Genomic DNA, 15,746 nt, shown 5'->3' on the forward strand with positions numbered 1-15,746 from the left:
CGCCCAAATCTGGCATCAACCACCGGGAGTATGAAAACGATGCAATTCCAGCAATCCGGCGTCGCTATCAAGGCTCAAACTGCTTTCGCCACGCTGTTCATACGGCCTTCGTGGGTCGACATTGATCGTGTCCGAGACGTTGCTGCCTGACGGCCTCCGTCATGTCCTGGTGCACGTCACTCTCAGTGGCGCGTTTCCGCCTGCACAAGATTCTGCCGACGATGTTGCCTTGCTTCGCGCAGCGAATCGGGCAATGCGCCGAAAGCAGCGTGGGCATTCGGATTCCTTTCTATTTGTGTTCGCTGGGCAATTCGACGAGGACAAGCTCCAGCAGGCGATCACGGCCTATGGTTTTCCGGATTTCTCTGTCTCGAAGATCGAGACAGACGGCGACGTTGACACGTCATCAGGGAGTGACTACGAGGCCCTTTGCACAGAGGTTGGTGGGGTTGTTTCAAAATGGCTCCGTCGAGAACATCCTGGAGCCATCGCGTTCTCCAGCGACGACTTCAAGGAGACGACGTTTTGGTGGAGTGGCGTCGAGCATGATGATGATCGTTCTTGTGACTGGCATTTCACTGCTGAAGCGTATGCCGCATCTCTGCCAGACGCGCATCGCGCCCGTGCGGCGACCTGGTTGACCGTGCTAAGTCATTCTGTAGAACTCGCTGAGATGCAAGCCGATTGTCCCACTGCCCTGGGGGCTGACCGTGCGGCTGCATGGGCAGCGACCTTGGGTGAATGGCTGCACGGTTTTGAAGCTGCCACCGGGAATAGCTTCAACAGTTTCGAGTCTGAGTATGCGTTTGGGTTGATGCCGTCGGAGTTCTACTTGGGGTTTGAGTTTGCCAGGATTTCTGGTGAGGAGTTAGGGACAATTTGTGATCAAACCGGCGATGACGTAGACAGCCTTCCCGGCGCAGCCCTAAAAGCCGTCACAGAGGCGCAGCGAAGCGAGCTGCGGAGTGCTCTCTCCTCTTTTTTTGGAGGCGACTCAGACCTGTTGTGGGCGCTACATTCGGCGATCTGGCCGAAGTTTGACCAGCCGATGAGCGACGCTCTCAACGGCCTGTTGGGAGTCGCCGACTATGACGGCTTGGCAGAGCTCGATGCCCCGTGGCGGTTTGTTTCAGAGGGTTGGTGTGATGAAGCCGAGGGTTAACCGCGCGATGAGCGGCACCGCATGAGCCTGCTCGTCTGCCCGTCACGCCTGACGGTCGACATGCCCGATGGTCTCGTCGCGCTGTGCGGCGCAGCGTTAGAGGCCGACAACGATGTTGTGCTTGATGGACGCGCACTGAGATTCGCCGACCCCTTCGGCTTGGCCTTGTTGGGCTCGACCTGCCATATGCTGCGGCAGCGCGACCAAGTGGTTCGCGTGTTTGGGCTTGCCGATTCGGTGAGCAGCTATCTGCAACGCATGGATGTCTTCCAGGAGGTGGAGTTGGTCGATTGCGCACCAGCACGGGTGGGCGTCCGCCGGAACCGCCGCGACGCCCTGGTTGAGCTAACCCGAATTGACCATCCCCGCGACATCAATAGCACGGCCAACCAACTTGCTACCGCGATGGTAGGTGCGATGCCGGACATCGACCTCAGGGAGCCGTTGGATGAAATGACCTGCACGAACACGGCGGACCGCATTGCGACACAGATCAGTTATGCCCTCACTGAGTTGTTGAACAATGCCTTGAGCCACGCTCGACGGCAGCGCCATGGTCAAGCGTGCGTGTGGGTGGCCAGCCAATACTATCCCCGCAGCGGCCGCCTTCAGTTGGCCGTTGTCGACAACGGTTGCGGAATGCTGGAAACCTTGCGCGATCACGCCGCCATGCGCAAGCTGACGCGCAAGACTGATCTGAACGCGATTCTGGTGGCGCTTCGTCCGCGGGTAAGCTGCAATCGCGACCTTGGGGTCTTCAAGGATTCCGTCAACCAAGGGGTGGGCTTGACGACGGTATCGCGGATTGCCGAACATGCGCAGGGACGTTTGGTGGTGGTCAGCGGTAGCGGTTTTCACGATCCACTCGCAGGTAGCCGCCGACTGGCCCGCAGTGCCCGTTGGCGCGGCGTCGCCATAGCGCTCGAATGCAGGCGAGACGCGTTGAAGAGCGTGAACTATCGTGAATTGCTGCCGCCCATCGAGGATGCGCCGGTACTACGTTTACGCTTTGAGGATTGATGGAAATTCTGTGTGACCTTCATTTTTCAGACGCTGCTTGCTAAAGTAAGCTATCGTTATCGCCTGATGAAGAAACCCCCAAGGCAATGCGCACCCAAATCCCTCTAGTCCAACATGCCCACGGTCGCCTGATTGGCGCCAGGGAAACGGCTGTTCCGCTTCGTTTGCCGATCGAGGAAGCGCTGGCAGGTGGCGGTGACTTGGTGTTCGATTTTTCGGGCGTTGAGGTGACTCAGTCTTTTGTGGATGCCCTGATTGGCCGGCTCATCCTTACGCGTGGTCCAGATGTTCTCGACCAGCTGGTGTTCAAATCGTGTTCGGACGATGTGCGCGCGATCATCGAATTCGTTGCGGCGGACCGTGCCGACCAATACCTCAAGGCGCACAGCCACTGACGTATCAGGTGGCGACGAGCCGCCAGCCCTCCCGTCGCATTACGTCCAGCAAGCCGATGCTAGGCACGCCCAGCGCACTGCATATTTTGGGAATCTTGGCGCCGCCACGGCGGGGCTTCTCGTTGGTGACCACAATCAGGTCTTGGGCCAACGCCAGCGCAATGAAGAACGGGTCACCGGTGATTCGGTTGGCGTCGATGCCTTCGGCCGCATAGACGGCCACCACTTTCGTTACGGCTTCGATCTGCGACAAGTCCATCGGCACGATCAAGGTATCTTTGCGCTCATAGACCCACTGTCGCCAGTCGTCCCCCTTACGTTCCAGTTCCTCTATGAGCATTTCTGGCGCTTTCATGCGGCCGGTCGCGATGAGTCCGTCGAGGTTCTTCCAAAAACCTGGCACGATGTCAGGCGGGTAGTAGCGTTCTCCGGCATCGATAAAGACATTGGTGTCAATGCAATAGCTCAAGCCGTGGCCTCGTGACCGAATACCAGTGACTCGATGCGGGGCAAGTGCCTGATCTTGACGCCCAGATAGTCTGACGCGGTAGCCAGTGCAATGCGGTCTTGGGCGTAGGCATCGAGCACTAATCGCACGAAGGGACGACCGAGGTTGCGCACAGCCATCACCGAAGGCGGCGGGCCGCCAGCGGATTGGGCTCGCGGCTTATTCCGTGCTTGTTGTTGCTCTTCGTCCAGCTTGGCGCTGATGGCTTTGTAGTGAGTTTTCGTGGTTCGGCCAACTGATAGCAGGCGACGCAGGATCACATAGCGACTCACGGAGAAGCCTCGGGCGAGCTCATCAAGCTCCTCCATCGCCCAAGCTTGCACACCTTGCTTCGGCAGCGCGCCTATCAGGGCATCAGCTGGAACCAGCACACTACCGGCGACAGCGTTGCAGAAGGCTTCAAGACGCGCGTCAGGCGTGCCGTCGTCAATTGGCACCATGTCGCACACGCCGCCCTGACGCAGCAGCAAATGCGTCAATTCGTGCATCAGGGTGAAAATACGGCCAGCGTGGGCATCGCCACCGTTCAGGATGACAATGGGCAATACCGCGTCGGGGAGGGACACGCCGCGCATTTCTTCCTGCGGTATGCGACTGGTCTCAAAGACGAGAATCGACTGTGCTTCAACAGCAGCCTTCCAAATCTTTAGTGCATCCTCTATACGACGAATGGCGAATTGGCTTTCCAGCGCAACGCCGAGGAATTGACGTACCCGTGCGGCCACGGCTTCAGGGCTTTCGTCTATCGACGCTTGCCATTGAAAGGAGGGAATCTCGCGCTCGATCTCTCGCGCGAGTTCCAATGCGTCTTCACGGCGCAGCCTTGCTTGACGTATCTCAGCGTTCAGGCGTGGTGCATAGGGACGTTGCGAAACGCCAGGCTGCAAGCGGAAATCGTGTACGGTCGTTTGCCGCGGCGGTGGCTGTGCCAGGAAAAACACCGCAAGCGGCCGCTTGTAGACGTCGGAGGCCTTCTTGAGTTGGGCGAAGCTTGGATTTGGGTCGCCGCGCTCGATGGCTTCGAGCTTTTCGGGCTTGATCCCAAGCTTCGCGGCAGCCCCTTCGACCGAATAGCCGGCCGTCTCGCGTGCCCATACGAGAAGGTCGGGATTGATCGGTGCGGCAAGGCTGGCTGCCATGTCGAAAAGCCCTGGATAGTAAGCGCCCATCATTCTATCTTTGCCCCATCTTGTCCAGAAGCGTCTGAGCCGTGATGCAGTATGAATAGCTCCAGAATCGCAAAGGCGTCGCATTTGCCCTTCGGTACTGCCAGCTGGAAAGCGACAGGTCCGTCAGCCGCGGGGATAACGAAGTGCAGCAACTCGTACTCCTCTGGGTGTTGCCGGTAGTCGGACTCAGGAGGCGCTGGTTCGAGGAGGAAGGGCTCACTGCTCCCGACGATCGATAGTTCACTTTCCGGATGCCCTGGGGTAGCGAGTTGGCGCTGGTGCACGCTGGCAGTGTCAGCCTCGATTAGCGCGGCTCGCTGCATCCATTCACCCATTTTGCGAAGCTCGCGCTTTCGGATTGACGCGATAGCGCACATGGCCGCGCATCTGAAACCCGGCCGCCTGAACCGATTGCAGCAACCAACCGGCGTCCACCAGTTCACGAAGCGCCTCATCCACGATCTCGCGGTCGTCGAGAAGGCTCCACTGCTTGCGATAGATGTCGCGCGCGGTGAAGCCTTCGGTGCCACCCAAGTCGTCAAGCTGACCCTTGCCAATGCGTTCGGCCAGCGCGGCGGCAGCCTGTGATTGCAGATTGGCAGCCAGGCCGTAGATGCGGCGGGCGTGGGCTTCGAGGTAAGTGCACCAGTCGGCGGCGCGTGCGGCAGCGGCAAGGCTGACGGCGCCGACCGGCTCGCCGGCGGCGATGGCCTCGGCGCGATCGACCAGATGGAAGAGCAGTGCCAGGCTGGCCATTGTCTTGGGTTGCTTTGAAAGATACTCGACGATCAGGGGGGCCTCGTCGGGGTCCTCCAGCTTTTCGCGGTGCAAGCGCTCATACCACTCGATAAACAGGGCTTGCGCGCCGTCCTCGGCAAAGCGCAAGAAAGGGGTTTTGTCGTAGGAGCCGGGCGGAGCAAGGCTCTCGAAGTCGGTGCGCGCCAGCGTCTCGATGATGTGAAAAGCACGCTCGCGAGCGGGGCCGTCGGGGTATTCGTCCACCATTTTCACGAAAGGCTTAACGTCGGGATAGGTGAGCAACTGGAAGCGCTGCATCATGCCATCGTTCTCGGTTCGAGCCTGGTAGAGGTAGTTGCGGACCTTGTCAGGCTGGGTGCCACCGAGGATGGACACGCACATGTTGTCGCAGATGACATGCCCGCGCCCGATGCGGTCGAGTGGGAAATTGCCCTGGCCATTCCACGCTTCGAGGTAGAAGCCACGGTCCTGTTCGCGCCCTTGCTTGTCCCAGCCACGAAGCAGCCCGACAAGCTCATCCCGGAAGACCAGGATGCCGCGTTGGTTGGCACTCAGCAATTCATGCAAAGCCTCGATGGTTGTGTCGTTGGTGCGGAAGCGCTCTTGCAGGTTGCCCGTTGGTCGCGTGCTCAGATTGGCCATTTCGAGCTTGATCTCGGCGACGTTGCGTGTCGGTGGAGACGGCAGGCGCTGGCGGGATGTCGTCGTGCGCTTGGCTGGCGTTGTCGTGTCGTCGACGCAGTTTTGGTCGGATGGTATGCCGCTGCCGTCGGTCGCTTCGGCATAGGCGGCGGCTGCGCTCGCGGTGCGCTTGGCGAGCATGTCTGCCTTGATAGCATCCTTGAGTTCGGCATCGAGAAGCTTTTGGCGTGCCTTGGTTTCCGGGTCGGCAGCCTTGGTCTTGGCCTGCTGGGTGCTATCGGTGGCGAGCTTTTCCAGCCGCCCCAGTGCCTTGATCATTTCTGCCAGCGCCGGCGTCTTCTTCTTTGACGGCGGACCAATCACACCACCCCACAGATTGGGCACGATCAGCCAATCGTCCTTGCGCTTCGGTTTGATGCCGATGCCGGCACCCACGACTGCGGCCAAGATGCCGATGGCGCCGACGGCACAGAAATCGATCGGGCATTGCATGCGGTAGGCGGTGTCGGCGATCCATTCGCGAAACGCATCGGGAATCAGGTCCGGGTCAAGCGGTGGCACCGACAGCAAGGTAATGCGGATCGGCTCTGGCTGCGGCAGCGCGTCGTATTCCGCAAGCCTCGCTGCAGAGATGTACGGCCCAGGATCCAGCCATTCGCCGGTCAGGTGTTCGAAATAGCCACCACCAGGTGGCGCCAAGAATGGCTGTGAGAGCTTTTCGGCACAAGGGTCCAAGCCTGAGAGCGTCAGCTCCGCGGCAGATTGCCGGTAGGTGGTGGACCAGTCGCGTGCCGAAACGGGCACAGCGAGTGGTAGTACTGCACGCAGCCGCAGCGCTGCGCAGGTACTGCGCTTGGTCGTGTAGATCGCGCATTCGCGACCAGTTAGCGCCGCGCGGAGTTGGTCAAGATTGGCATCCTTGTCGATGTCGAGAACGAGCGCCGTCATCGCCAGCACATCAACATCGCGGCGCGTGGCTCCTGCCTTGAAGTCGGCATATATCAGCGCTGGCACGCTTTCCGGATTATCGACGCGCGGTCCAAGCTGCATCTGCGAGAGACGGTCCACCAGCACGCCCCAGCGGGTCTCGGCCAACTCGATTTGGTTTGACCTGACGCCGCCTTTTTGCACGGCATAGCGCAACACTCTGTCCAGTGTGGCAGTTCGCTTATTGGCGGCTGTGGTGTTTTCTTCTTGTGCTGTCATCAGGGCATCCTCCAAGCGCGCAGCGCTTTGGCGGCAGCGACAAAGCCGACGCCGTAGCGGGCCATGTGGAAGTCCAGCACGCCCCGCCCGTGTGCGCCGCACTCGGGAACGTGGCAGCGGAACGCCCCGGTGGCAAGGTTCAACGTCAGACTGGGATGGGTATCGTCGTGAAACGGGCAGCACGCCGATGCGCGCCTGCCGCTTGCCCGCAGGCGTTCAAGCTCGGTAGCGTAGTAGGCGAGCGGATCAGGGAGACACGTGTAATCGAAGGGTCGTGTATGTGTGGTGCGGGAAGTGAGGTTCATGGCGCTCCTTTACTCGGTCGCGCCGGATTCACGGGTGCGCTTTTTCAGCCAGGCGAGCAGATCGGCCCGTCGGTATCGTACCTTGCGCCCGATTTTCACAAAGGGAAGGTTGTAACGCCCGGTGCTACGCCAAACGGACAGCGTGCCGGGGGCCGTATCGAGAAACAGCCCCGCCTCTTTCTCGTCGAGAAGGTCGCGGGTTGCTTCGGTGATGCTTTGAATGGTCATCGTTCGCTCCAGTAAGGAACTGCATGTTGCAGTTCAGAACCGCACAGCGCAGTTCATGGTGCGAACGATAGAGAAAGCCTAAAGTCGTTTCGAGGCTTGCGAGGACAAGCTGATTTTTCCGGAAGAAATTAGGCGTCGTTGCCTTCCGCAATTTCTTGAGCGGCCAACGAGGACAGCAACTCCAAGTGTTTGTCTGTTAGAAGCTCTTTGGCGAGAGGCGCTGTGGTCTTTCGTACAACCTCTTCGCCTCCTTCTCCTGCGGGGAATATGGCGTCGGCCATTACTCTATTTGGAATAGACACGTTGTTTTGATCTGCCCAGTTGCGTAGGTCAAGGTAGGGCAGCACGGCAAAAGAAATCCAATTGGCGAAGTTGGGTCTTCGAGAAGACGGTCGTGGCTGGCGGACCCGTGGAGTTCTGGACCTCCTTTCCCTCTTCAGAAGCTGCTCGAACTGCTCTATCAATACTCCGTCTGGCAGGTTCAGGTTGGCCTGGAGAGTGATCTGATGGTCGCGTGATAGAGATACGTTATCTACCGGTTCATCTATCCAGTCTTGGTGTTTGTACTTTATCTCCTTCCGATCGAAGAAGTCATCGTCGTCGAAGATTTGAGCGAAGAACCCGCGTGCATAGTCACGCTTCGAATCGTAGATTCCTCTCTCTGTAAGGTACAACTCACGAACGGTTGCCAGATGCACACCATATGAATACCGTAGCGTCTTATTCTTAAGTTCCCATAGCGCGCCGCCCATAAAATAGCAGACTGCCATTTCCCGGTCCAATTGCATTACATCCACGATCGGTGATTTTCGGACGACGCTAATCGCATCGATGACGTTCTGACTCGGATGAGGCCAATCATTGACCATGTACGAAATTACTCGGCGAACGGACAGCTGCTCATACCACCCGGCTGCATCAAGATATGCAGCCGCGTCGTAATTGCTACGGTCAAACCAATCGGGCAACTCAGATGCTTTTCTTAGCAGTCTGCTCACCTGGCGTCCCTTCGCGCTCAACCCTCGATGAAGGATGCCGCGCCAAGCCGGGCAAGGGTGTCCCGGTTTTCGCCCTCGGGGATCAGCCTCGGGCTAGGCGCAGAAAAACTTAGGTTTCCTCAGCTTACGCGGCCAACGCGAAGCGCCGCACGTCGATTTCCACACCCGCCGCCGCTGCCTGTTCGGCTTGCTTCAGCAAGGCAGCAGTAACTGCATCGTCATGGAAAGCTTCGCCGCAGTTCTCGCACACCAGCGCCGGAACCTCGCGGAAAACAATCACCACGTCGTCGCGTTCAAGTGGAACAGTGATAGCGCCGGGGTGGGTTTCGCCGTGTCGGCAGATAGGGCATTTCATGGGTTCTTCCTCGTGGCCAGGTCCGCTCGCCATCGTCGGGGTTGTCGGCGAATACCAGATGCAAAGGGCGGTTGCCGGCGAAGCCCAGCCACAGGCAGCTAGGGTAGGGCGTATCGGTCGGGTAGTCTTCGATTACGCGCCCCGACGCCAGCGCCGCGCCAACGTCGGCAGTCGATATGCGGCGCTCGAACATCCGCCGCACCGCATGCTGTCGATAAATCAGCTTCACGCATTGCCCCGCTTCGGCATGGGCAGCACCTCCGCTGCGTTTTTCATTCCGCCAGCTTCCATCATAGCCGCAGTTGCCGTATTGACAGACGCCCGCACCGGGTCAAGGTCGAGACGGGCATAGATTGCGGTCGCCTGCTGGCTCTTGTGGTTCAAGCTCTTGCCAATGATCGCCAGCGATGCACCTGTCTTGGCCTGCCAGCTGCCCAAGGTCCGGCGCAGATCATGCAGCGTTACGCCGTCCGGAGTGTTCCTGCCGTAGGGGATGCCGGCCCGGTCCATGACGCGAATGACAGCTTTTTTCGGTTCCTCGATATGACCGCTCTCGCCGGTTCCCGGGAAAACAAAAACGGCGCCGCTCTCGGCGGTGTCCTGTCGTGCTTGCAGAATGGTCACCGCTTCAGGCGAAAGCGTTACGTTTTGCGGCGTGCCGTTCTTCGTATTGGGAATCCGCCAGACGGACTCTTTCAGGTTGACTTCTTTCCAGCGCATCGCGAGCAAGTTGGCGCGACGCGCGCCGGTCAGCAGCGCCAGCAGGATGTAGTCTCGCAAGGTCTCGTTCTGCTCTTCCGCCAGCGATTGGAAGAAGCGGGGAAGCTCGTCGGACCGGAGGAAGCGATCACGGCTTACCTTGGCGCCCGAAATCGTGACACCTTGTGCCGGGTTGGCGTCGACATATCCCCATTCGATTGCCTTGCCGAAGATGCTTGATGCAAGGGCGCGAATATTGCGCACAGTCGCCACGGCCTTGCCGGTTTTCTCGGCGTCGGAAAGTGTCCGGGCGATCATCGCACGCGTGATTGTCGCCAATTTCCGCTTGCCAAGGGAGGGCTGCAGGTAGTCACGGAAGCGCTGTTGATCGGCAGCCCACGCTTGCTTTTTCTCCCCGTGTCGCCTGCCGTACTCGGCGAAGACCTCAGTGAGCGTCGGTTCCCCTTTGAGCACACGCTTCGCCTGCGCAGGGTTTGCACCATCCTCGATTTCAGCATTCACCATGGCTGCTGCCTTGCGCGCCTGCTCTACGGTCATCGCGGGGAATCGCCCGAGGGTCACGCGTTCCGGCCCGCCGCCTTTCGTGCGCCGGTACATCGAAAAGGTTTTCACGCCGCTTGCCGACACGCGCAGTTGCAGGCCCGGCGCCTTGGTGTCGTGATAAGTCGACCGCGAGCCCACTGCGGGTAGCGGCAGAGCGAGCAGCTTTTCCTTGTTGAATTGCAGCTTCGCGGTATCGTTCATGACCTCTCCTTATGCCCTTGGGGAATCTGGGGTTACGCCGGGGTTACATGTCAGGCCAAAAACCGTCCTGTTTTGTGTAACCCCGTTAAGGTGAGTTTAGTCGCAATGACAGGCTGTGTATAGCTCTGTTAAGGTTCATGAACCCATAGGTCTTGCTGGACTCACGGATTCATAACCCATAGGTCGGTGGTTCAATTCCACCCATCACCACCAAAGAACCAAACATTTAGCCCCGGTCAAAAGCCGGGGCTTTTTGCTGTCGGGCTTTTGTCTAGGCTTCCCGTCTTGTCTTTAACGGGGGCGACTTCCGTCGTATGCAGGATCATGCCGCCACGGCGAAGCGCCGCACGTCGATTTCCACGCCTGCCGCCGCAGCCTGTTTGGCTTGCTCCGGCAAGGCAGCGGTAACGGCTTCTTCATGGAAGGTTTCTCCGCAGTTTTCGCACACCAGCGCCGGAACTTCGCGGAAAACGATGGTCATGCCGTTGCGTTCGAGTGGAACGGTCACGCTACCGGAGCGGGTTTTGCCGTGTCGGCAAATTGGGCATTTCATGGGTGTATCCTCGTTGCCAGCTCCGCCAGCCATAGGGCGGGATTAGGTTCATAGACGGTAATCATGATGCGCTCATCGTCGCCGGGGTTGTCGCATCGACTGACGCTAGCATCGGGTCAAGGTGGAGCAGCGCCGAGATCGCCGCCGCGGCACGCTGACGACGGCCACGCTCGCTTGAGCGCTGCTGTCGTCTATCCCGTCATCGCATACACCATGTCGCTGACCGAACGCCGGAAGGCTTCGTTCTCGACAAACTGCTTGTAAACCTGGGTGTCGTCCTGCAGTAGCGCCTGCATCATCCGGCTCAGCGCCTGGTCGTGGGCAATGCGTGCCGTATGCGGCGTGTTTTCCTTGGCGTTCTGGTAGGCCGCGTCGGCAGCGACTCTCGGCGCGATATCCTCGCGGATGCGCCTGGCGACACGGTCGGTGTCGGTGAACAGAGTGCCGAACTGCTCGTTGAAGGTCTTCAGGATGTTGCTCAAGCGGTCGAATTCTGGCTGGCTGTGGCCGCCGCCACCACTGACGTCGGTCGGGACAGGCTCGATTTCCGCATCCTCGTCCGCCAGCGCGATCTTCATCGCCGCCTGCTTCTCGACGCGATAGCTGTCCATGTCGATCGCTTCGAGGATGCCCCTGGCGAGATCCTTTTCCTGCGGTGCCGGCAGCTTGGGCGTCAGCAGGTCGAGGAGGATCGAGAGTTTCTCCCACGCGAGGTTGCTGTACGGAATCACCGCCGAGAGAAAGCTGTAGCTGCGGCAGAAGGCCTTGGCCTTGCCTTTGAACGCCACCTGGCCATCCTCGTCGAGTTGCTGCTCGTAGATCGCCACGCAGGCATCAAGGATCGGGTCTAGCTGGTCGCGGTCGGCGCCGCCGAGAAACAGCTCCACCACCTGCTGCATCTGCTCGGGTGAATAGACCTGCGCGGCATCCAGCGCCGCCTTCAGGTCGTGCAGCTTGTTGGGGTCGGCCTCGTCGGCGAGCAGGGTGCTGCGGTAGTAGTCCTGGAAGGCGAAGCCGATTGCCTCGCTGTTGTTCTGGAAGTCGAGCACGAAGCAGTCGTGCTTCTGCGGGTGGGCGCGGTTGAGTCGCGACAGCGTCTGCACCGCCTTGATACCGGAAAGCGGCTTGTCGACATACATCGTGTGCAGCAGTGGCTCGTCGTACCCGGTCTGGAATTTGTCGGCGCAGATCAGGAAGCGATAGGGGTCGGTCCGGACCTTTGCCGCGATGTCGCCGATCGGGAAGCCATTGAGCGAGGCCTCGCTCACTTTGACGCCCGCGTATTCGTGCTCGCCCGAGAAAGCGACAATTGCCTGGTACGGACTCTTGCGCTCCAGCAGGTACGCTGCACAGGCGTGGAAGTACTGGATAGCCCGCTCGATGCCGCTGCTGATGACCATCGCCCGCGCCTGTCCGCCGACCTTTCCGGCCGCCATCACCTGCTCGTGGAAGTGGTCGACCATGATCTCGGCCTTGAGCCGGATGGCGTGCTCATGGCCTTCGACATAGCGGCGCAACTTTTTCTGCGCCTTGCGGGTGTCGAACTCCGGGTCGTCCGCGCTCTTCTTGATCAGCTTGTAGTAGCTGTCCACCGGCGTGTAGGCCTTGAGCACGTCGAGGATGAAGCCCTCCTCGATCGCCTGCTTCATGGTGTAGCTGTGGAAAGGCCGATGCCTGATCCTGCCTGCGGCGTCGGGCGGCAGCGGCTCACCGAACATCTCCAGCGTCTTGTTTTTGGGTGTGGCGGTGAAAGCGAAGTAGCTGGCGTTGCGCAGCATCTTGCGCGCCGCCATGCGCTTTTCGAGAGCGGCGTTCACCGTGTCCTCGGGGTCTGGACCTTCGTCCTCATCGCTCGCCGTCGCACCACCGAGCGCCTCGCTCATCGCCGCCGAGGTCTTGCCACCCTGGCTCGAGTGGGCCTCGTCGATGACGATGGCGAAGGTCTTGCCGGCTTCGCTGGCGATCTCGTCGAGGATGAAGGGGAATTTCTGCACCGTCGAGACGATGATCTTCCTGCCCTCCTGGATGAAGCGGCGCAGGTCGCCGGAGCGCTCGGCGTGGCCCACCGTCGCGCCGACCTGCATGAATTGCCTGATCGTCGTCTGGATTTGCTGGTCGAGCAGGCGCCGGTCGGTGACCACGATGACCGAGTCGAAGACCTCCCGATTGGTCTGGCTTACTTGATCGCTGTCGCGCTGCAGCCCGATGAGCTGGTGTGCCAGCCAGGCGATGGAGTTCGACTTGCCGCTGCCCGCCGAGTGCTGGATCAGGTAACGCCTGCCGGCACCGTGCGCACGTACGTCGGCCAGCGCCTGGCGCACGACCCCGAGCTGGTGGTAGCGCGGCCAAATCTGACTGCGCTTCTTCCTGCCGCTGCGCGGGTCCTTTTCCTCGACGATCTGCGCGTAGTTCTCGATGATGTCGGTCAGCCCCGCCGGGGTGAGCACTTCCTTCCACAGGTAATCGGTCTTCAGGCCCTGCGCGTTGGGCGGGTTGCCGGCGCCGTCGAGATGACCCTTGTTGAACGGCAGGAACCACGAGCGCTTGCCGGCAAGCTGCGTACACATCCTCACCTCGCTGTCGTCGACCGCGAAGTGCACCGCGCAGCGGCCGAACTCGAACAGCCGCTCGCGCGCATCGCGGTCGCGCGTGTACTGCTGGACGGCGTCGTCGACGGTCTGCCTGGTGAGGCTGTTCTTCAGCTCGAAACTGGCGATCGGCAGGCCGTTGATGAACAGGCCCAGGTCGAGTGCCCGCCGCGTCTCGTCCAGGCTGTAGGCGAGCTGGCGGGTGATCGAGAAGCGGTTCTGCGCGTGCAGCGCCTCGGCCCGGGCATTGCCCACCGAGGGCGTGCCGTAGAACAGGGCGAAGTGCAGCGGTCCATGCGCTACACCCTTGCGCAGCACGTCGATGACGCCGCGCTTGCCGATCTCCGCCGAGAGGCGGGTGAGAAACTTGAGGCGCTTGATGTCCCTGGTGTCGTTCGCGTCGGCGATCGCCAGCTTCCCGAATGCCGCGGGCTGGGTGGCGCGTAGAAAGGCGAAAAGCTGCGCCACGTCGAGCGCGTGTGCGCGGTCGTAATCGCGCGCGCTACCGGCAACGTAGCCGGTGCCCCCATACGGCGCAGGTGGCCTGGCGATCTGGTTCGGGATCACCGCGAGACCGTCCGTGCCGGTCATGTGGCGCATGATCAGCGTTTCGAGGCCTTTCTCGCTGGTGTCGGCAAGCGTCATGGTGAGCACCCTTCAAACGATCAGCCGACGCCACTTCGACGCTGCTCGGGTGCGTCCCGCGCAATCCAGCCATCTTTCACCAGCAACTCAGCGGCGATACCGATCTGCCGGGGCGTGAACTGCTGCTTGCGCGGGTTCCAGGCATGGACACGGCTGACGACGTGATCAGTGTTCGAGACGTCCTCGTTGTTCATCACCCAATGCACCGTTGCCAACAGCTCGAGGCCGAGCGGCGACTCGAAGCCTTCCGTCAGCGACGCCACTCTGTCGAAACGTGCACGGGTTTCAGGATTCCTGGCGAGGAAAGCCGTAGCGTCTTCGACCGCGCCCGGCACCAGCGACAGCGGCTTGCTCGGTGTGTCGCCGCCGTCGGCATAGCCCGATACCAGATGACCTTCGATGGCGTTCAGAACATGGCGCAGATTCGTGGCGTAAGGTCCGTAAGGCGCCTTTTCGTACTTCAGCCGCAAAGGCTCGCCCGCCTCCTGCATGAAATACATCAACTTGTGGACTTCCAGCAGGGTCACGAAGGGATCGAGCAAGCCAGCGAGGTAGCGGCGCATCAGTTCCACCAGCGCCGCGCGGCCAGCGGTCATCCGCGGTACTTCACGACTGCGGGCCATCGTGGTCGATGTCGGTGCGCCATTGGGTTCGAATACGATCACCCGCACATCGCTCAGGTTTGCCAGCGCTGCCTCGATGCGCACCCTGACCTGCGCCCAGTCCAGTCCGCCCAGACCGCAGCCTAGTGGTGGAATGGCGATGGAGCGTATCGGCCTGTCGTGGATCAGCGCCACCAGCGCGGCCAATCCTGACTCGATGTCCTCGATGCGGCTGCTGCCGCGCCAGTGCCGCTTGGTCGGAAAGTTGATGATGTAGCGTGGCGCCAGCTGCCCCGTCTCATGGACAAACAGTCGCCCCGGTTGCACTTCGCCGCGCTGGCAAGCCACGGCGTAGGCCTTGAAGTTGTCGGGGTACATGCGTGTGAACTGCAATGCGATGCCACGCCCCATGACCCCCACACAGTTGACCGTATTGACGAGCGCTTCCACCTCGCATTTCAGGATGTCCCCGCCGGTGTATTCGATCATCGCTGCCACCTCCTTGTTTAGTAGTACCACGCGGGAAGGATTTCGACCAGCGGCCGATGGCCTTCGGTGGGCAGGGCGTTAGCCACCTGCTGGAAGATGGTTCGCGAGTGCACGCCAATGCGCTCGACCAGCTCCCACGGAAAGCTCTGCTCCAGCAGAAATTCGGCCTGCTTGCCTTCCTTGCACGGTCGCCAGTCATCGGCCCGGACGGCATTCCAGTCGATTTCATCGAGCTGCGCCAGATCGCAGCGATCCTCGAAGAAGCGCGAGCCGGCATTCGACAGGGTGAACGCCCAGCGTCTCGGCTGCTGCTTGGCCCAGGCGACCACCGCCTGCAAGTCGGCTTCAAGATGGATGATCGGCGCCTGCCCGCCACGGTAGTCGAGTTCCGGATGATTGCCCTGGTAAATGAGATAGAGCATGACCGAACGCGGGCAAAAATAGAATGGTACGCAGTCGCCCACGCGCAGGTCCGGATGGCTGTTCAAGCTCAGCTCGGTCAGCCGCCGCTGCTTGATGACACTCATGCCAATCGTGGTGCCGGGTGCTGCGCGACGCTGTACTTGAGCATCGGAGCACAGGCAGCCATCGCCGACAATCGACGGCAGCCGGTCCACATGCATGATGTGGTAGAGCTTGGGTCGAGCCGGCACGAGGC

16 protein-coding genes are annotated in these 15,746 nt (G+C 60.6%); 3 read left to right on the forward strand and 13 right to left on the reverse strand.

Annotated features, from left to right (window positions below; genetic code table 11):
* Positions 1 to 127: 127 nt before the first annotated feature.
* The 3 genes from V5B40_RS01640 to V5B40_RS01650 all read left to right on the forward strand — a co-directional run bounded on the left by V5B40_RS01640 (position 128) and on the right by V5B40_RS01650 (position 2,577).
* A complete protein-coding gene (locus tag V5B40_RS01640) occupies positions 128 to 1,162 on the forward strand; it encodes a hypothetical protein (RefSeq protein WP_332352825.1) in 1,035 nt (344 codons plus the stop codon).
* Positions 1,163 to 1,183: 21 nt separating this feature from the next.
* The gene (locus V5B40_RS01645; protein ID WP_332352826.1) at positions 1,184 to 2,182 is read left to right on the forward strand and encodes an ATP-binding protein; all 999 of its coding nucleotides are present in this window, start codon (positions 1,184 to 1,186) and stop codon (positions 2,180 to 2,182) included.
* Positions 2,183 to 2,268: 86 nt separating this feature from the next.
* Entirely contained in the window at positions 2,269 to 2,577 is a 309-nt protein-coding gene (locus V5B40_RS01650) for an STAS-like domain-containing protein (protein ID WP_332352827.1), read from the forward strand.
* Between the two features lie 4 nt (positions 2,578 to 2,581).
* On the opposite strand, the gene V5B40_RS01655 is transcribed toward V5B40_RS01650, so the two are convergent.
* The 13 genes from V5B40_RS01655 to darT form a co-directional block, all read right to left on the reverse strand.
* Positions 2,582 to 3,046 carry a DUF4411 family protein gene (locus tag V5B40_RS01655; protein ID WP_332352828.1) on the reverse strand — a complete coding sequence of 155 codons (465 nt, stop codon included), beginning with the start codon at positions 3,044 to 3,046 and terminating at the stop codon, positions 2,582 to 2,584.
* Positions 3,043 to 4,254 carry an XRE family transcriptional regulator gene (locus tag V5B40_RS01660; RefSeq protein ID WP_332352829.1) on the reverse strand — a complete coding sequence of 404 codons (1,212 nt, stop codon included), beginning with the start codon at positions 4,252 to 4,254 and terminating at the stop codon, positions 3,043 to 3,045. The genes V5B40_RS01655 and V5B40_RS01660 overlap by 4 nt, the downstream gene beginning before the upstream one ends.
* Before the next feature lie 327 nt (positions 4,255 to 4,581).
* Positions 4,582 to 6,861, reverse strand: a complete 2,280-nt coding sequence (locus V5B40_RS01665; RefSeq protein ID WP_332352830.1) for a YfjI family protein — start codon at positions 6,859 to 6,861, stop codon at positions 4,582 to 4,584.
* Positions 6,861 to 7,166: a CHC2 zinc finger domain-containing protein gene (locus tag V5B40_RS01670; protein ID WP_332352831.1), complete on the reverse strand. Its 306-nt coding sequence runs from the start codon at positions 7,164 to 7,166 to the stop codon at positions 6,861 to 6,863. Before V5B40_RS01670 ends, V5B40_RS01665 begins: the two co-directional genes overlap by 1 nt.
* Positions 7,167 to 7,175: 9 nt before the next feature.
* Positions 7,176 to 7,394 (reverse strand): helix-turn-helix domain-containing protein, encoded by a 219-nt coding sequence (locus V5B40_RS01675; protein ID WP_332352832.1) that lies wholly within the window; start codon positions 7,392 to 7,394, stop codon positions 7,176 to 7,178.
* 128 nt (positions 7,395 to 7,522) lie between these two features.
* Positions 7,523 to 8,392 (reverse strand): DUF6387 family protein, encoded by an 870-nt coding sequence (locus V5B40_RS01680; RefSeq protein WP_332352833.1) that lies wholly within the window; start codon positions 8,390 to 8,392, stop codon positions 7,523 to 7,525.
* Positions 8,393 to 8,516: 124 nt separating this feature from the next.
* A complete protein-coding gene (locus V5B40_RS01685; protein ID WP_332352834.1) occupies positions 8,517 to 8,747 on the reverse strand; it encodes a type II toxin-antitoxin system MqsA family antitoxin in 231 nt (76 codons plus the stop codon).
* A complete protein-coding gene (locus tag V5B40_RS25065) occupies positions 8,686 to 8,976 on the reverse strand; it encodes a DUF4258 domain-containing protein (protein WP_434735809.1) in 291 nt (96 codons plus the stop codon). The genes V5B40_RS01685 and V5B40_RS25065 overlap by 62 nt, the downstream gene beginning before the upstream one ends.
* Entirely contained in the window at positions 8,973 to 10,211 is a 1,239-nt protein-coding gene (locus V5B40_RS01690) for a tyrosine-type recombinase/integrase (protein WP_332352835.1), read from the reverse strand. Before V5B40_RS01690 ends, V5B40_RS25065 begins: the two co-directional genes overlap by 4 nt.
* Positions 10,212 to 10,533: 322 nt before the next feature.
* Positions 10,534 to 10,764: a type II toxin-antitoxin system MqsA family antitoxin gene (locus V5B40_RS01695; RefSeq protein WP_332352836.1), complete on the reverse strand. Its 231-nt coding sequence runs from the start codon at positions 10,762 to 10,764 to the stop codon at positions 10,534 to 10,536.
* Between the two features lie 191 nt (positions 10,765 to 10,955).
* Positions 10,956 to 13,997, reverse strand: a complete 3,042-nt coding sequence (locus tag V5B40_RS01700; protein ID WP_332352837.1) for a type I restriction endonuclease subunit R — start codon at positions 13,995 to 13,997, stop codon at positions 10,956 to 10,958.
* A gap of 20 nt (positions 13,998 to 14,017) precedes the next feature.
* Positions 14,018 to 15,088 carry a type II toxin-antitoxin system antitoxin DNA ADP-ribosyl glycohydrolase DarG gene (gene darG, locus V5B40_RS01705; protein WP_332352839.1) on the reverse strand — a complete coding sequence of 357 codons (1,071 nt, stop codon included), beginning with the start codon at positions 15,086 to 15,088 and terminating at the stop codon, positions 14,018 to 14,020.
* 17 nt (positions 15,089 to 15,105) lie between these two features.
* Positions 15,106 to 15,711, reverse strand: coding sequence for a type II toxin-antitoxin system toxin DNA ADP-ribosyl transferase DarT (gene darT / locus V5B40_RS01710; protein ID WP_332353234.1), 606 nt, complete (start codon positions 15,709 to 15,711; stop codon positions 15,106 to 15,108).
* Positions 15,712 to 15,746 lie beyond the last annotated feature (35 nt).

The sequence above is a fragment of the Candidatus Accumulibacter meliphilus genome (assembly GCF_036625345.1).
Classification (GTDB): Bacteria; Pseudomonadota; Gammaproteobacteria; order Burkholderiales; family Rhodocyclaceae; genus Accumulibacter; species Accumulibacter meliphilus.

Coding starts and splice junctions, on each gene's coding strand:
- darG (WP_332352839.1), bottom strand. CDS start 15,088: ATGATCGAATACACCGGCGGGGACATCCTGAAATGCGAGGTGGAAGCG.
- V5B40_RS01675 (WP_332352832.1), bottom strand. CDS start 7,394: ATGACCATTCAAAGCATCACCGAAGCAACCCGCGACCTTCTCGACGAG.
- darT (WP_332353234.1), bottom strand. CDS start 15,711: ATGCATGTGGACCGGCTGCCGTCGATTGTCGGCGATGGCTGCCTGTGC.
- V5B40_RS01660 (WP_332352829.1), bottom strand. CDS start 4,254: ATGGGCGCTTACTATCCAGGGCTTTTCGACATGGCAGCCAGCCTTGCC.
- V5B40_RS01650 (WP_332352827.1), top strand. CDS start 2,269: ATGCGCACCCAAATCCCTCTAGTCCAACATGCCCACGGTCGCCTGATT.
- V5B40_RS01670 (WP_332352831.1), bottom strand. CDS start 7,166: ATGAACCTCACTTCCCGCACCACACATACACGACCCTTCGATTACACG.
- V5B40_RS01695 (WP_332352836.1), bottom strand. CDS start 10,764: ATGAAATGCCCAATTTGCCGACACGGCAAAACCCGCTCCGGTAGCGTG.
- V5B40_RS01690 (WP_332352835.1), bottom strand. CDS start 10,211: ATGAACGATACCGCGAAGCTGCAATTCAACAAGGAAAAGCTGCTCGCT.
- V5B40_RS01700 (WP_332352837.1), bottom strand. CDS start 13,997: ATGACGCTTGCCGACACCAGCGAGAAAGGCCTCGAAACGCTGATCATG.
- V5B40_RS01645 (WP_332352826.1), top strand. CDS start 1,184: ATGAGCCTGCTCGTCTGCCCGTCACGCCTGACGGTCGACATGCCCGAT.
- V5B40_RS01685 (WP_332352834.1), bottom strand. CDS start 8,747: ATGAAATGCCCTATCTGCCGACACGGCGAAACCCACCCCGGCGCTATC.
- V5B40_RS01665 (WP_332352830.1), bottom strand. CDS start 6,861: ATGACAGCACAAGAAGAAAACACCACAGCCGCCAATAAGCGAACTGCC.